Annotated in this window: 10 protein-coding genes and 4 pseudogenes; 5 read left to right on the top strand and 9 right to left on the bottom strand. The window is 61.2% G+C overall.

Features of this window, described 5'->3' with window-relative positions; genetic code table 11:
• The first annotated feature begins 125 nt into the window (after window positions 1-125).
• Window positions 126-1565 carry an IS1182 family transposase gene (locus JKL45_RS27770; RefSeq protein WP_201865031.1) on the top strand — a complete coding sequence of 480 codons (1440 nt, stop codon included), beginning with the start codon at window positions 126-128 and terminating at the stop codon, window positions 1563-1565.
• Between the two features lie 266 nt (window positions 1566-1831).
• On the opposite strand, the gene JKL45_RS27775 is transcribed toward JKL45_RS27770, so the two are convergent.
• Window positions 1832-2731 (bottom strand): LysR family transcriptional regulator, encoded by a 900-nt coding sequence (locus tag JKL45_RS27775; protein WP_201865032.1) that lies wholly within the window; start codon window positions 2729-2731, stop codon window positions 1832-1834.
• 134 nt (window positions 2732-2865) lie between these two features.
• Between JKL45_RS27775 and JKL45_RS27780 the strand changes: the two genes are divergently transcribed.
• On the top strand, window positions 2866-3780 hold the full coding sequence (locus JKL45_RS27780; protein ID WP_201865033.1) for an alpha/beta fold hydrolase: 915 nt from the start codon (window positions 2866-2868) through the stop codon (window positions 3778-3780).
• Window positions 3781-4041: 261 nt separating this feature from the next.
• Here JKL45_RS27780 and JKL45_RS27785 read toward each other — a convergent pair whose 3' ends face one another.
• Both JKL45_RS27785 and JKL45_RS27790 read right to left on the bottom strand, forming a co-directional pair.
• Complete coding sequence (locus tag JKL45_RS27785) at window positions 4042-4695, bottom strand: pyridoxamine 5'-phosphate oxidase family protein (protein ID WP_201865034.1); 654 nt, start codon at window positions 4693-4695, stop codon at window positions 4042-4044.
• Window positions 4696-4726: 31 nt separating this feature from the next.
• The gene (locus JKL45_RS27790; protein WP_201865035.1) at window positions 4727-5692 is read right to left on the bottom strand and encodes an MBL fold metallo-hydrolase; all 966 of its coding nucleotides are present in this window, start codon (window positions 5690-5692) and stop codon (window positions 4727-4729) included.
• Window positions 5693-5835: 143 nt separating this feature from the next.
• Here JKL45_RS27790 and JKL45_RS27795 point away from each other — a divergent pair, with 143 nt between their 5' ends.
• Window positions 5836-6729 (top strand): LysR family transcriptional regulator, encoded by an 894-nt coding sequence (locus JKL45_RS27795; RefSeq protein WP_201865036.1) that lies wholly within the window; start codon window positions 5836-5838, stop codon window positions 6727-6729.
• A gap of 92 nt (window positions 6730-6821) precedes the next feature.
• Here JKL45_RS27795 and JKL45_RS27800 read toward each other — a convergent pair whose 3' ends face one another.
• From JKL45_RS27800 to JKL45_RS27820, 5 genes and pseudogenes are all read right to left on the bottom strand, one after another.
• Window positions 6822-8198 carry an IS110 family RNA-guided transposase gene (locus JKL45_RS27800; RefSeq protein ID WP_201865037.1) on the bottom strand — a complete coding sequence of 459 codons (1377 nt, stop codon included), beginning with the start codon at window positions 8196-8198 and terminating at the stop codon, window positions 6822-6824.
• Window positions 8199-8418: 220 nt separating this feature from the next.
• Window positions 8419-8709, bottom strand: a pseudogene (locus JKL45_RS27805) (transposase); the annotation flags it as partial.
• A 61-nt stretch (window positions 8710-8770) separates the two neighbouring features.
• Window positions 8771-8944: pseudogene (locus JKL45_RS27810) on the bottom strand (IS110 family transposase); the annotation flags it as partial.
• 193 nt (window positions 8945-9137) lie between these two features.
• Window positions 9138-9941, bottom strand: a pseudogene (locus JKL45_RS27815) (SDR family oxidoreductase).
• Window positions 9941-10267, bottom strand: coding sequence for a nuclear transport factor 2 family protein (locus JKL45_RS27820; RefSeq protein ID WP_201865038.1), 327 nt, complete (start codon window positions 10265-10267; stop codon window positions 9941-9943). Before JKL45_RS27820 ends, JKL45_RS27815 begins: the two are co-directional and overlap by 1 nt.
• A gap of 137 nt (window positions 10268-10404) precedes the next feature.
• On the opposite strand from JKL45_RS27820, the gene JKL45_RS27825 reads away from it, so the two are divergent.
• Window positions 10405-10764, top strand: coding sequence for a winged helix-turn-helix transcriptional regulator (locus JKL45_RS27825; RefSeq protein WP_201865039.1), 360 nt, complete (start codon window positions 10405-10407; stop codon window positions 10762-10764).
• Between the two features lie 189 nt (window positions 10765-10953).
• On the opposite strand, the pseudogene JKL45_RS27830 reads toward JKL45_RS27825, so the two are convergent.
• Window positions 10954-11587: pseudogene (locus tag JKL45_RS27830) on the bottom strand (tyrosine-type recombinase/integrase).
• A gap of 251 nt (window positions 11588-11838) precedes the next feature.
• On the opposite strand from JKL45_RS27830, the gene JKL45_RS27835 reads away from it, so the two are divergent.
• The gene (locus JKL45_RS27835; protein ID WP_246499052.1) at window positions 11839-13353 is read left to right on the top strand and encodes a thiamine pyrophosphate-requiring protein; all 1515 of its coding nucleotides are present in this window, start codon (window positions 11839-11841) and stop codon (window positions 13351-13353) included.
• Window positions 13354-13378: the final 25 nt, after the last annotated feature.

Consider the following 13378-nt stretch of genomic DNA (forward strand, 5'->3'; position numbering starts at 1 on the left):
GGCGTGGGCCTCGTCGATCTTAGAGAGCTGATTCCCAGAGCCAGGTTATGGCGCGGCCCCGGAATTACCCCATGTGTAAAAACGCGGACGATGATATGATCTCTCAGCCTTGTTTGGGGGATCCGATGAGACGCTTTGTTGAAGGCGTGGATCGCAGCCAGACCACCCTGTTTCCTGAAAGCCTGGACGACTGGGTTGATGAGAACAACCCAGTGCGTGTCATCGATGCGTTTGTCGACGCGCTCGATCTGAGGGCACTTGGCTTTGACGGCGTCGTGCCCGAAGCCACCGGACGCCCGTCGTACCATCCCACCATCCTGCTCAAGCTGTACATCTACGGCTATCTCAACCGGGTGCAGTCGAGCCGGCGCTTGGAACGCGAGGCCGGCCGCAATGTCGAGCTGATGTGGCTCACCGGCCGCCTGGCTCCCGATCACAAGACCATCGCCAACTTCCGCAAGGACAGCGGCCGGGCCATCCGTCAGGTCTGCGCCCAGTTCGTCACCCTGTGCCGCAGGCTGGGGCTGTTGAACACCACCAGCGTGGCCATCGATGGCTCCAAGCTCAAGGCCGTCAACAATCGCGATAAGAACTTCACACGAGCCAAGGTCGAGCGCCGCCGGGCCCAAATCGAGGAGAGCGTTGGGCGCTATCTCCAGCAGCTCGACACAACCGACCGGCATGAACGAACAGAGGCGCTTGCCGCCAGGACCACCCGGCTCAAAGAGAAGATTGCCCGGCTCGAGCATGAGATGCGGCGTCTGGCCGAGTTGGAGGCGCAGATGCTGGCCTCGCCCGACCAGCAGATCTCACTGACAGATCCGGATGCCCGCTCGATGGCGACCAGCGGGCGCGGTTCTGGGGTGGTGGGCTACAACGTGCAGGTGGCGGTGGAGACCGAGCACCATCTCATCGTGGCACACGAGGTGACCAACGACGGCTGTGACCGAGCCCAGCTTTCCGCCATGGGCAAGGAGGCCAAAGCGGTCCTGGAGGTGGACAAGCTCGAAGCGGTGGCAGATCGCGGTTACTGGGATAGCGAGGAGATCCTGGTCTGCGACCAGGCGGGAGTGACCGTCACCCTGCCCAAGCCGATGACCTCAAGTGCCAAATCCAGCGGCCGCTTTGGCAAGCAAGACTTCGTCTACCTGCCCGAGGAGGACGTCTACCGCTGCCCAGCGGGCGAGAAGCTCAGGTACTACTACAGCAACGTCGAGCGAGGGCTGACGCTACGGCGCTACTGGACCATGGCTTGCCACGGCTGCCCGCTCAAGAGCCGTTGCACCACAGCTCCGCAGCGGCGGATCACGCGCTGGGAGCATGAGGATGTGCTGGAGGTGGTCCAGCGCCGGCTTGACCTCAACCCAGGGGCCATGCGCCAGCGGCGGGAGGTGGTCGAGCATCCGTTCGGCACGATCAAGCTGCGCATGGGCGCCACCCACTTCCTGATGAAGACCTTGCCGAAGGTGACTAGCGAGATGGCCTTACACGTGCTGGCCTACAATCTCACCCGGGTGCTGAACATCCTGGGCATCCAGCCGCTGATGGCCGCTCTCAGAGCATAGAGGCGGGGCTTTGCCCGCTCATTGGGCTAATAAGCGCCAGACACACCGCTCCCCAGGCGATCGGAGGTTCATCCGATCAACAATCAGCCAGTTCGCGCTCGCCAATGATGCTGAAGGGCCGTGGAGACCGGAAAGCCGCAATCCGTCTTCTGCCAAAGCGTTTTGACACGACCAAGACCCCAAGCAGACCTTCCAAGTCATAGTTCTACCAAAAGCTCATTCAGGTGCGTGAATAACATCATTGGGCTTTTCGACGGACGCACCCTTCAAGGCTCCCAGTAGGGTGGCTCTCCGAACGCTTCGCGCAAACACTCGGCAAAAGCCCTCAACTTGGCCGAAGGACGTCGTCCCTCCAGATGGGCGACATAGATGAATTCCGGCGCGGATTGGAGACCTACATCAATCGCTTGAAGACGGCCGCTCGCGATGTCGGAACCGACGATAAAGGTCGGCAGTAAGGCGATCCCGCTCCCAGAAAGCACGGCGTCCCGCATCATGTCGCCGTTGTTCACGCGCAGGGCCGCCCGGGCGCGTACGATTGTCGCTCCGGCTGGGCTTGGGAACCGCCAGTCGTCGATGCCCCGGTTGGTATAGAAGACTCCACGATGGCTCTCGAGGTCACCTACCGCGTCGGGTCTGCCATGCCGCGCCAGGTAATCCGGCGAAGCGACGAGAACCCGCCGACTTGGCGCCAGCCGCCAGGCTACCAGCCGTGAGTCCATGAGTGGACCGTGTCGGACCACGGCATCATAGCCCTCTGCGGATACATCAACCCGCCGATCGTCAAGATCGAGCGTCAGCTCTATGCCGGGATGCTTAGTGAGGAACGGATAAACCGCCGGCCCGAGATGCATTCGGCCGAATGTGACTGGGGCCGAGATGCGCAAGGGGCCGATGAGAGCGCCGCTGCGCTCAGCCATTTCTGCAATCGCCTCCTCGACCTCATGGGTGATGCGGGAGGCCCTTTCGCGGAAGGTAATCCCATCTTCCGTCAGGCTCAGGCGCCGCGTGCTCCGATGGAGAAGCCTCACGCCAAGGCTGCGCTCAAGTTCGCCCAAGCGATCGCTCACCACGGACTTTGACAGGCTTAAGCGGCGCGCAGCCTCGCTGATCGAGCCGGCCTCTGCAACGGCGACGAAGGTGGCGATCCCATCGAGTTTCATCATCGTTCGGACTTTCCGGAGGCCAGTTTCTCTTTTTGGAGGCTAATCCGGAAAGTGCCCCAACGCTATCTCCGCCTCGAACGGGGAAGCGCCGACAGCAATCGCGCCTAAGCTCTCCCGTTGACAGGAGACGACAAATGCTCAGGTTCGTAATCATTGCTCTCGGGGCCGCGGTCATCGCGCTGCCCGCTGCTGCGCAGGTCCAGTTCCCAACCGACGTTCGGACGCATGAGATCGCAACCAACGGCGCTACGATCCACGTCCGCGTCGGCGGTGCAGGTCCGGCCGTGGTTCTGCTGCACGGCTATGGCGAAACCGGCGACATGTGGGCGCCCCTGGCCCAGGATCTTGTCCGTGATCATACCGTCGTGGTTCCGGATCTGCGTGGCTTGGGGCTGTCCTCCAAGCCGGGCACAGGATTTGATAAGAAGACCCAAGCCGGCGACGTGGCGGGCGTTCTCGAGGCCCTCAAGATCGATCGCGCCGATCTGGTCACGCACGACATCGGGAACATGGTCGGCTACGCCTTTGCCGTCCAGCACCCGGAACGGGTGAAGCGGTTTGTTCTGATTGATGCTCCATTGCCGGGGATTGGTCCGTGGGACGAGGTTCTGAAGAACCCGCTGTTGTGGCATTTCCGGTTTGGAGGACCCGATATGGAGCGCCTCGTCGCTGGCCGCGAGCGCATCTACCTTGATCGCTTCTGGAACGAGTTCTCGGCCACGCCCAGCCGCTTCTCCGAGGCCGCACGGGAGCACTATGCCAAGCTGTACGCCCTACCAGGCGCCATGCACTCAGGTTTCGCCCAGTTTGCTGCGTTTGACCAGGATGCCGTCGACAACAAGGCCTTTCTTGCTGCCAACGGCAAGCTCGGGATGCCGGTGCTGGCGATCGGAGGCGAGAAATCGTTTGGCCCGATGATGGCGACCGTGATGCGGTTTGCCGCCAGTGACGTGACCGAAGGGATCATTCCTGATTCAGGCCATTGGATCATGGAAGAGAACCCGACAGCGACGAGCGCCATGGTCCGCTCCTTCCTCGCCTCCCAGTAAACGACACCGCGTTGACGCCAACGGGTGACCACGAGAGAAGGACCGTTCCTGGCACTCCTGAGACGCGTAATCGCTTGGTCCGCTTCGGTGGTCATGAGCCGACACTTGTTAGGCGACCGGAAGCTTAAAAGTTGACCCGAAGCGGCCAGCTCATATTCGCAAGGTCATGCTCCAAAATGACCTCTTGGAGGGGCCGGTCGTGGGCGCCGATGCTATCGCTCCCAGATGATGATACACGTGGTGCCCCCGGTGGCATCGGTTCTAGCCGGCCGCTCCTGCCCCTCGGTTCAACCAATGACGCAGGCGCTGGTTCTCGGCGCGCAGGCTCTCGATCTCCTCACGCACCGTGGCAAGAGCTTGCTCCAGTTCCTCGTGCGTAAAGCGCGGCGTGATGTGCTGAGGGCAGTTCCAGTCGAAGGCCTCAACCCTAATCAGCGCTGCGCGCTCGGAACGAGCTGCATAGTCCGGCACGGCGAGACTTGCGGCCAGTTCGGGATCCGCGCTCGCATCGATCATCCGCAAATGCCCGAAAATCTTGAGCCGTCGCTGATGGGCATAGTCCATCAGGAAGAGGGAGACCCGGTCATTCTCCGCGACATTACCAGTCGTCACGTATTGTCGGTTGCCGCGGAAATCCGCGAAGCCAAGGGTGCGATCGTCCACGACGCGCAGAAATCCCGCCGGACCGCCTCGGTACTGCACGTAAGGCCAGCCGGTTTCCGATACGGAGGCGAGATAGAACCCGTCGCGCCCCGAGATGAAATCAGACTCTGCTTGACCGAGCCGGTCGTTGCGGACCGGCCCAGTCCTGTCCAGCGTGCCATCCAGGCGCGCATACTGGACCGCGCTGCCGTAATGCTCGCGCGCGGCCTTCACTGAAGGGGTCGACGCGATCTCGAGCCATTTGTGTAGCATGGTCAACCTCGTGGAAAGGGGGATCGCGGCATCAGTCCTGGTAGGCCCAGTCCGCGGCATGCCAAGACAGACGGCCCTGATCGGACATGATCCGGCCGAGACCAGGGAAAGGCATGTGCGTTGCTGCAATGAGCACACCCTCCTCAGCCGCCCGGGGGAAGAAACGGGCCCGCATGGCTTGTGCCGCCGGCCGATCCGCCTCCATCAGGAAGTTCACGTCGGTTCCCATAGCCGGGTGCACCACCGGAAAGAGCATGTCAGAGACCATGATCAGGCTTTGTTCTCCGTCCTCGATCCGCACGCCGATGTGGCCTGGAGTGTGTCCCGCAAGGTCGACAAGGGACACGCCGCGGGCAATCTGATAGTCGCCCTGGGTGGCCTGGAGCCCCGGATAGAGGCGAACTAGGTCAGCCGAGAGGCGGAAGCTGGGTTGCAGATAGTCGGGCGCGGCGGCCTGCTTGCCCGGATCGGTCCAATGCGCGATATCGCGCCGGTCTACATACACCTCCGCGTTCGGGAAGACACGCCGGCCCCCTGCGACAAGGCCCCCAAGGTGGTCCTGGTGCATATGAGTTACGATCACAACTTCGATTTGATCGGGACTTAACCCGCGGGCGGCGAGCGCTTGAGGGAGGCGCCCGGTCTGGCCCAGCGTGCCCGCGGGTCCGGCATCGATCAGGATGCGGCTCGATCCGTCTTCGACGAGATATTGATTGAACAGAAAGCGCACACCGCTCGACCGTGCCGTGAACTGGGTCTTGGCAGCGGCTTCGACCTGCTCGGGCGTCCGGCCAGGGAAGTAGCCATAGGACATATCCGCGTACCCATCCGTCAGGGCGGTCACGGTAAAGCGGCCCACCTTAATTTGCGCGAGCGGCATGACAGACGAGGCAGGTTGACCGCTTGCGGCTCGCACAGGAAGGGATTGTCCACTGGCTAGGAGACCGGCCGTCGGAAGGGCAAAGGCGAAAGCGCGTCGGGAGAGCGAGACTGGCATGGGACAAGCTCCAGCTACGGGTAAACCGGGAGATCGATCTTAATCAGTGTCGATGCCCGAAACTGAGCAGACACTAGACCCTCCTTTTCTCAAGCGGTATCTTGCGATTTCGATACGTTCCCTCTCATTTTTCGGAAAGCTTGATGGACCGCTTCGAAGCCATGGCTGTTCTGATCGCCGTCGTTGAGGAGGGTAGCCTGTCGGCCGCGTCGCGGCGCCTGCGCGCGCCGCTCGCAACGGTAAGCCGCAAGGTAGCGGACCTGGAGCGGCACCTGGGTGCCCAGCTTCTGGTGCGCACAAGCCGACGTGTCGAGCTGACCAATGCGGGGCGCGCCTATCTTGAGGCGGCCAAACGCATCTTGGAGCAAGTCGGGGAAGCAGAGCGAGAGGCGGCGGGCGAGTACACCACACTCAAGGGCGAACTCCATGTGACCGCGCCTATGATGTTCGGTCGAACGCACGTCCTACCGATCGCCCTCGACTTCCTGAAGGAGCACCCTGACATCGACCTGCGGCTCCTGCTCAATGACCGTCAAGTAAACCTTGTCGAGGACCACATCGATGTTGCCGTTCGCATTGGCCATTTGGTTGACAGCGGCTTACGGGCGACGAAGGTCGGTGCGATCCGCCGTATTGCCTGCGCCAGCCCCGCCTACCTCGCCCGACGCGGATATCCTGGTACACCTAGTGACCTCGCGGGGCATGACGGCATCACGTTCCAGGGCTTCGAGCGCACGCCCGAATGGCGCTATCGCGGCGACAGCCCGGCTTGGACGGCCGAGCCGCGGACGCGCCTGGCCGTGAACTCGACGGAAGCTGCGGTGGTCGCGGCGGTGGCGGGTGTGGGGATTGTCCGTCTCCTGTCATATCAAATCGAGCCGGAACTGCGCTCTGGCGTCCTGCTCGCGATCCTCGAGGAGTTCGCTCCCGAGCCCATGCCGGTCACCCTTGTCTATCCTGACGGAGGTCGGCTCGCACCCAAGGCTCGGGCTTTCATCGACTGGGCAGCACCGCGGCTTCGAGTGCGACTGTCATGACGTTGGGCCCTGCAATTCGCCCCGGTCCAGTCAGCCTTCCTCTCACCTTGCACTGGTGGACCTTTCAATCCCGCGAAGAGGCCGATGGCTTCCTAAGAAACAGCGCCCGTGGAAGCGTCGACAGCGACCTCCTGCAGCACAAACCCGAGAGCCCTGGCGCGACGGTGTAGGTTATCGATCACCCGCTTCCGATACCGCTCCTCGTAGTAGGACGCTCCCGGATCCGCGTAATCCACGCCGTGGCGCAGGGTGTTGTAGAACAGCACCGCAATCTTACGGGCAGTTGCCGTGACGGCTTTGGCCTTGCCGATCCGCGTCGACAGGCGCCGGTAAAAGGCGCCCAGCGCCGTCTCCGTCTTCCCCACCGTCACGGCCGCCAGCCGCAGGAGCGCCGCCGCGCGACTGCCTGACCGGCGCGTTCGGGAGGACAGCACCTTGCCCCCGGAGATCTTATTGCCGGGCGCCAGGCAGAGCCAAGAGGTGAAGTGTTTGCTGCTGGGCCAAGCCGTCAGATCCGTCCCGCACTCCGCAATCAGCTTGAGCGCCAATGACGGTCCCAGCCCATGGATCCGGGTCAGATCCTGGCCCAGAACCGCATAGAGGGCGCCACGAAGGTCGAAGCTCGGTTCATTGGGCTGGCGGCTCATGCGTCGGCGAGGAGCCGGCACGGCACCGGGATCAGGCTGGCGGGGGCTCAGTGCCTTGAGGACGGCCTCAATCCTCTGATCGCACGCCGCCACCTTGTGCTGATACGTGTCGTAGAGAGCCAGTGCCTGTTCGAGCGCGAATAGATGCTCGGCGCGATAGTGACCCGTCAGCGCCTTCTCGATCGTCTCGGGGCTGGAGTGACACCGGACGTCCCGTAGACCCGCCAGGACCGCCGGATCACATTCCCCGGCCAGAATGGCGCGGATGATACGCATGCCCGTGGCGCCGGTGATGTCGCTCACCACGTGATGAAGCTGCAGGTTCATCTCAGTCAGCGCCTTCTGCATGTGCTGGATATGCGAGGTGGCATACTCGAGCAGGCGCTCACGCTGGCGCAGATACGCGCGCAGTTCCGCAATCTCGGCCTTGGGTTGGAAGCTCGCGCGCAGCAGGCCATAGGCATGGAGCCGCTGGAGCCATTGGGCATCGTTCACATCCGTCTTGCGTCCGGGCACCGGCTTGGCGTCCCGCGCATTGACCAGAAGCACTTCGAAGCCGCGATCCTGCAGGATCTCAAAGATCGGAATCCAGTAAACGCCGGTCGATTCCATGACGACGCTGGTGACGCCATAGACCTCGAACCAGTCCGCCAGTCGGTGCAGGTCGGCGGTAAAGGTCCCAAAGCTGCGCACGGGTTCGTCCGTCCGGTCAGATCCCAGGGCCGCCAGGTGCATCGTGGCCCCGACATCAATGGCTGCCGCATGGGCATGAACCACCGGCAGGTTCTGCCGGTCTTTGCCGGCTGCTTGCTTGCGTCTCATCGGCTCCTCCTTGGGATGGGAGGGGCTGGACTGCGCCAAAGATCAACTTCCTAATCGGGATCGCTCTGGGGCGTCACCGCTCTCAAGCGCGCAACAGTCCATGGACCATGTTTTTTAACGGGGTCATGAGCCACCAATAAGCTAACGGCCGCTCCCCTCCGGGATCAGACTACCAGCAAGCTGTTTCTGACCCCACAGGCGGACCCAGTCCGCGACGGTTTTTTAACACATCGCGCTCCATGCGCGTGCGATCGAGCTCACGCCGCAGCCGCGCGATCTCCGCCGCCTGATCGGCCGGAGAGGCCATGGGAGAGGCGCTGGGCGATGGCGTTCTGCTCCCAGCTCTGGATCGAGGTGGACCACCATTCACAACCGCCCGCCAGTTGCGCAGCATGGAGGGAGAAATCCCTAGTTCCGTTGCGATCTGCATGAGAGGTCGACCGCTGCTCTCCAATAGTGCAACAGCCTCTCGTTTGAACTCTGGGGTAAAGTCCCGTCTTGTCTTCGCCATCAAACACCTTCCAACTCCCGCAGGAGCTTAGCAAAGGTGTCCACCAACGCGAGGGAAGATCATCCATGCCGATCAGGCAGGAGGGCATGTTGGCGAGGTGCTGCTCCACCTGTCCGCGCGAGAGCTTCTGGCGCAGGACGATGGCACCGCGGGCATCCAGGCCGATGAGGTGGAAGGTGGTCTTGCCGATGTCGATCCCAAGCGTGGCAACGTGCTGAAGCGGAGCTTTAGGCATGGCTCAGATCCTTGTGCTGGCGCCCCTGATGAAGGGTGCGCCGGTAAGCACGGCCGGTCCATCCCATTATTAGACGTTGATCTCACGTTTGGTGTATTCGTGCATTGTGGGGATTGGCGCCACCCTGTGGCGGGCACCATCACTCGCTAGCGCCCATCTCCCAGCCATCTTCCACTTGTTTGGAACGCCAGGGTCAGACGACAGGGACTGTTCCGCCATCGATTGCATACTCGGCACCATGGATTGACGCCGCCCGATCCGAGAGAAGAAAGGCCGTAAGCTCTGCAACCTCTTCCGGTCGGCCAGGTCTGCCGATGGGAATGCATCGAAGGGATTGCATTAGTCCTTCTCAGGCGCCGTCCTCGTCCATCTCTTGTTGCTTGGCCAATCGCTGAATGAGCGCTGTCGCGGCACTCGTCTCGATGAAGCCAGGCGAGATCGTGTTCACCCGTACGCCTTTCGGACCGACCTCTTTCGATAAGCCCTTACTGTAGGTTGTCAGGGCGGCTTTCGCAGCAGCATAGGCCAGCGTCGCCTCAAACAAGGGAAGGCGTCGCTGGATTGCCGATACATGAATGATGACGCCATACCCCTGCCGGATCATGCCTGGCAGCAGCGCACGGTCGAACCGCACCGCAGGGTACAGGTTCCTTTCAAGTTCCGCCTGCCACGCATGATCGGTCAGCGCAGCAAAGTCACTGCCTGGCGCATTCGAGCCGCCGACGACATTCAAGAGAAGATCGACGCCACGCATTTGCTTGTTGACCTCGGCGACGACTATATCGACGCCGTCGGCCGTTGCGATGTCAGCCTGGACGAACAGGCTGGGGTGCTATCCATCGGGCAGAGGCGAGCGAGCGGTTGTGGCGACCGTTGCACCACCCGCGACAAGCCGGCGGACGATGGCCTCGCCCATGCCTTTCGTGCCTCCTGTCACCAGAGCTAGCTTGCCGGCAAACTCGTGAGGATCAATGGCGAACGAAGATGCTGCGATCATCATGCAATCTCCAGCCGTGCAATCTTCGATCCTGAAAGGGTGAAGGCATAGCGCAGCATTGCAGGGCTGCCTGGAAAGTCGCCGGACACCAGACCTGAAACAATCAGACGACCATCGGCAGGTTTGATTTGTTTGACGTCGACAGTGACGCGGTACTTACGGGTTGTGTACTCGATCCAGGATCGGATGGCTGAGCTGCCATGATGCTCCTGACCTTCGTCCTTGACCACGGCATTTTTGGCAAAGGGCGCCAGCATGGCGTCGATGTCGTGCTGGTTCTTAGCCTCGTAATAGGCGGCCAGCGGGGGAGGCAGTCGTTTGCTCATACAGGTTCTCCGAGAGGAGCCAAGACGCGAGAAAATTGTCTAGCTCGGCAGCGGCGTGTCGAACTTGGAGGTATGCTGACAGAAAGACAAGAACGCACGAAAAAGTAAGGTACTTACTTATGAGTAAGGAAGAAGAGCTGACCCCCAGTTCCGCCGCTGACCGTGTTGAAGAAGCGCTCAAGTTCCTCGAAGGGCGTTGGAAGCTGGTCATTCTGTTCCGGCTGTTTGGCGGCAGGGTGCTGCATTTCTCGGAACTGGAGAAAGCCATCCCGGCCATCTCGCAGAAGATGCTGATTCAGCAACTCCGTCAGATGGAGGAGGACGGCATCGTTCGCCGAATCGTTCATCATCAGGTGCCGCCGAAGGTCGAGTATTGCCTCACGGACTGGGGGCAGGCTTTATGCCCGGCGCTTGATGCCTTGCTGCAATGGGCAGCCGCCCGCGAACTTATCAGTGAAACGGATGCTAAAGCGCCGCCAGTGCCTTCGATATCCTGACCACTACAATCGAAGAGCGATCTGGCCTCAGTACAGTGTTTTCATGGCTCGGCTCCGCCGAACGCGAAATGTCGCCTTCTGGCACGCGCCGGTCGTTTGCCTTGTGGCTGCTTAAGCCTCAAATCCGGACCTTGCTCCCTAACAGGCAATATGCTCTGAGGCGGCTCGTCGGCGGGCCGCCTCAGGCGTTTAGATCTCAACCTGCTCCGCAATCAGAAGGGCATCGTCGACATCAATCCCAAGATACCAAACAGTACTTTCGATCTTGGTGTGACCCAGCAGAAGCTGGACGGCACGGAGATTGCCGGTTCTGCGATAGATCATGGAGGCTTTAGTACGCCGGAGTGAGTGTGTGCCGTAGGCCAAGGGATCGAGCCCGATTGAACGAAGCCAGGATCCGAGCAGGCGGGCGTAATGACGCGTTGTCATAGATCTTCGCCGATGAATACGGCTTGGAAACAGCGGTTCGCCCTTATGCAGGTCCTTCTTCTCGAGCCAACGTCCCACAGTCTCGCGGGTCTGCTCTGTGATCCCGAACTGAACGGGCCGGCCGGTCTTCCTCTGGCATGACAGTGGCGCGGGATCGCACCCGCCTATTGAGGGCCACATCGTCGACCCGGAGTGCGACCAGGTCACAGGCGCGTAGCTTACTGTCGAGCACGAGGTTGAACAGAGCCAGATCGCGAATGCGGTGTGCAACTTGGAGCCTGATCCGAATGGACCAGATCTCCTTTGCCTTGAGAGGCGGCTTAGGTCCGATCAGCTTACCTCGGTTCCAAGGTGTGGCGGTTCGGCAGGTAGGGTGAGCGATACCGTCTTGCATTGCAGTGCTCCTGAAGCGAAGCCCACCGCAAGGAATCTTGGCCGCTCCTATCGACAGGAAACCAGACCCTGGCGTCCCTCAAGGATCTTCGTCCGCTTATCAGAGTGAGCCGGCCATCCCTTTCATTTCGCCAATCTCCTGCTCTGACCCACGGCCGACATTCTGAGGCCGAGATGGAGCTTCGATGAGAGTGCGTGCAACCAAGCTTGAGCAGCAGGTGTTTAACGTTTGATCCCTGACAGGAGCCGGTCATGGCCAATACAGTTGCAGATTTCATCTGGCAGCGCTTGCAGGAATGGGGTGTGCGGCGGGCTTTCGGCTATCCCGGAGACGGGATCGGCGGTTTGATTGGTGCCCTTGCAAGAACAGAGGGCGCTATCGACTTCATTCAGGTGCGACATGAGGAAATGGCAGGCCTAATGGCGTGTGCCGAAGCAAAGTTTACAGGGGAGGTGGGTGTTTGCATCGCCACCTCCGGCCCGGGTGCGATCCATCTTCTGAACGGCTTGTATGACGCAAAGCTTGACCATCAGCCGGTTCTAGCGATCGTCGGTCAGCAGGCTCGCACGGCCATCGGATCGCATTACCAGCAGGATCTCGACCTTCAGTCCCTCTTCAAGGACGTCGCCGGCGCCTACGTCGAAACCGCATCCGCGCCAGCCCAGGTCCGGCATCTTGTCGATCGCGCCTATCGCATCGCAAAGGCAGAGCGTCGGGTTACCTGCATTATTCTCCCCAATGACCTCCAGGTTGCTCCTATGGAGCAGCCGGCCCGTGAGCACGCCATGACGCATTCCGGGGTTGGGATCGAGATGTCGCCCGTAGTTCCTGACACAGCAGCTTTGACCCGAGCGGCAGAGGTCCTAAACGCAGGCGAGAAGGTCGCTATCCTGGTTGGGGCTGGTGCTCTTGGGGCTACAGACGAGGTCGTGGCTGTTGCGGAGCGGCTTGGTGCGGGAGTTGCTAAGGCGCTTCTCGGCAAGGCTGCCGTGCCTGACGACTTGTCATTCTGCACAGGGTCAATCGGCCTTTTGGGAACAAAGGCCAGTTCGGATTTGATGCAGGGTTGCGATACTCTGCTTATGGTGGGCTCAAGCTTTCCTTACACGGAGTTCCTGCCAAAAGAGGGGCAGGCCCGAGGGGTTCAGATTGATCGGGATCCCGGCATGTTGGGGCTCCGCTATCCAATGGAGGTCAACCTTGTTGGCGACTCGGCCGCAACCCTAGCAGCGCTCCTGCCGTTGCTCAGCGAAAAACAGGATCGGTCCTGGCGTGAGACAATCGAAGCCAGTGTTGTCTCCTCACACGAGCAGATCCGCGGCATGGCCTTGGCCGCGGCTTATCCCATCAACCCTCAACGGGTCGCGTTCGAGCTTTCAGAGCGATTGCCGGACCAATGCATCGTTACTGCCGACAGTGGCACCACATCGGTATGGTATGCACGAAATCTCAGCTTCCGGCGGGGAATGATGGGCTCGGTCTCGGGAACCCTTGCAACAATGGGATGCGCAGTGCCGTACGCCATTGCAGCGAAGTTCGCCTACCCCAACCGCCCTGTGATCGCGCTGGTTGGTGACGGTGCGATGCAGATGAACGGCTTGGCCGAACTCATCACGATCGCGAAATACTGGCGTCGGTGGACCGACCCTCGTCTGGTCGTCATGGTGCTGAACAATCGGGATCTGGCCTATGTCTGGACTTGCTTCAGATTAGTGGAGAGCGGTTTTGTAGCGATCCGGCTAGCCTTTCAAACTGAACCGGGCTGACATAGTCCAGTGTCGAATGACGCCG

Source organism: Microvirga soli (assembly GCF_016734765.1).
Taxonomy (GTDB): Bacteria; Pseudomonadota; Alphaproteobacteria; order Rhizobiales; family Beijerinckiaceae; genus Microvirga; species Microvirga soli.

Excerpts from the sequence above, each read along its gene's own strand:
- JKL45_RS27770 (WP_201865031.1), top strand. The coding sequence starts at position 126 with ATGAGACGCTTTGTTGAAGGCGTGGATCGCAGCCAGACCACCCTGTTT.
- JKL45_RS27775 (WP_201865032.1), bottom strand. The coding sequence starts at position 2,731 with ATGATGAAACTCGATGGGATCGCCACCTTCGTCGCCGTTGCAGAGGCC.
- JKL45_RS27780 (WP_201865033.1), top strand. The coding sequence starts at position 2,866 with ATGCTCAGGTTCGTAATCATTGCTCTCGGGGCCGCGGTCATCGCGCTG.
- JKL45_RS27785 (WP_201865034.1), bottom strand. The coding sequence starts at position 4,695 with ATGCTACACAAATGGCTCGAGATCGCGTCGACCCCTTCAGTGAAGGCC.
- JKL45_RS27790 (WP_201865035.1), bottom strand. The coding sequence starts at position 5,692 with ATGCCAGTCTCGCTCTCCCGACGCGCTTTCGCCTTTGCCCTTCCGACG.
- JKL45_RS27795 (WP_201865036.1), top strand. The coding sequence starts at position 5,836 with ATGGACCGCTTCGAAGCCATGGCTGTTCTGATCGCCGTCGTTGAGGAG.
- JKL45_RS27800 (WP_201865037.1), bottom strand. The coding sequence starts at position 8,198 with ATGAGACGCAAGCAAGCAGCCGGCAAAGACCGGCAGAACCTGCCGGTG.
- JKL45_RS27820 (WP_201865038.1), bottom strand. The coding sequence starts at position 10,267 with ATGAGCAAACGACTGCCTCCCCCGCTGGCCGCCTATTACGAGGCTAAG.
- JKL45_RS27835 (WP_246499052.1), top strand. The coding sequence starts at position 11,839 with ATGGCCAATACAGTTGCAGATTTCATCTGGCAGCGCTTGCAGGAATGG.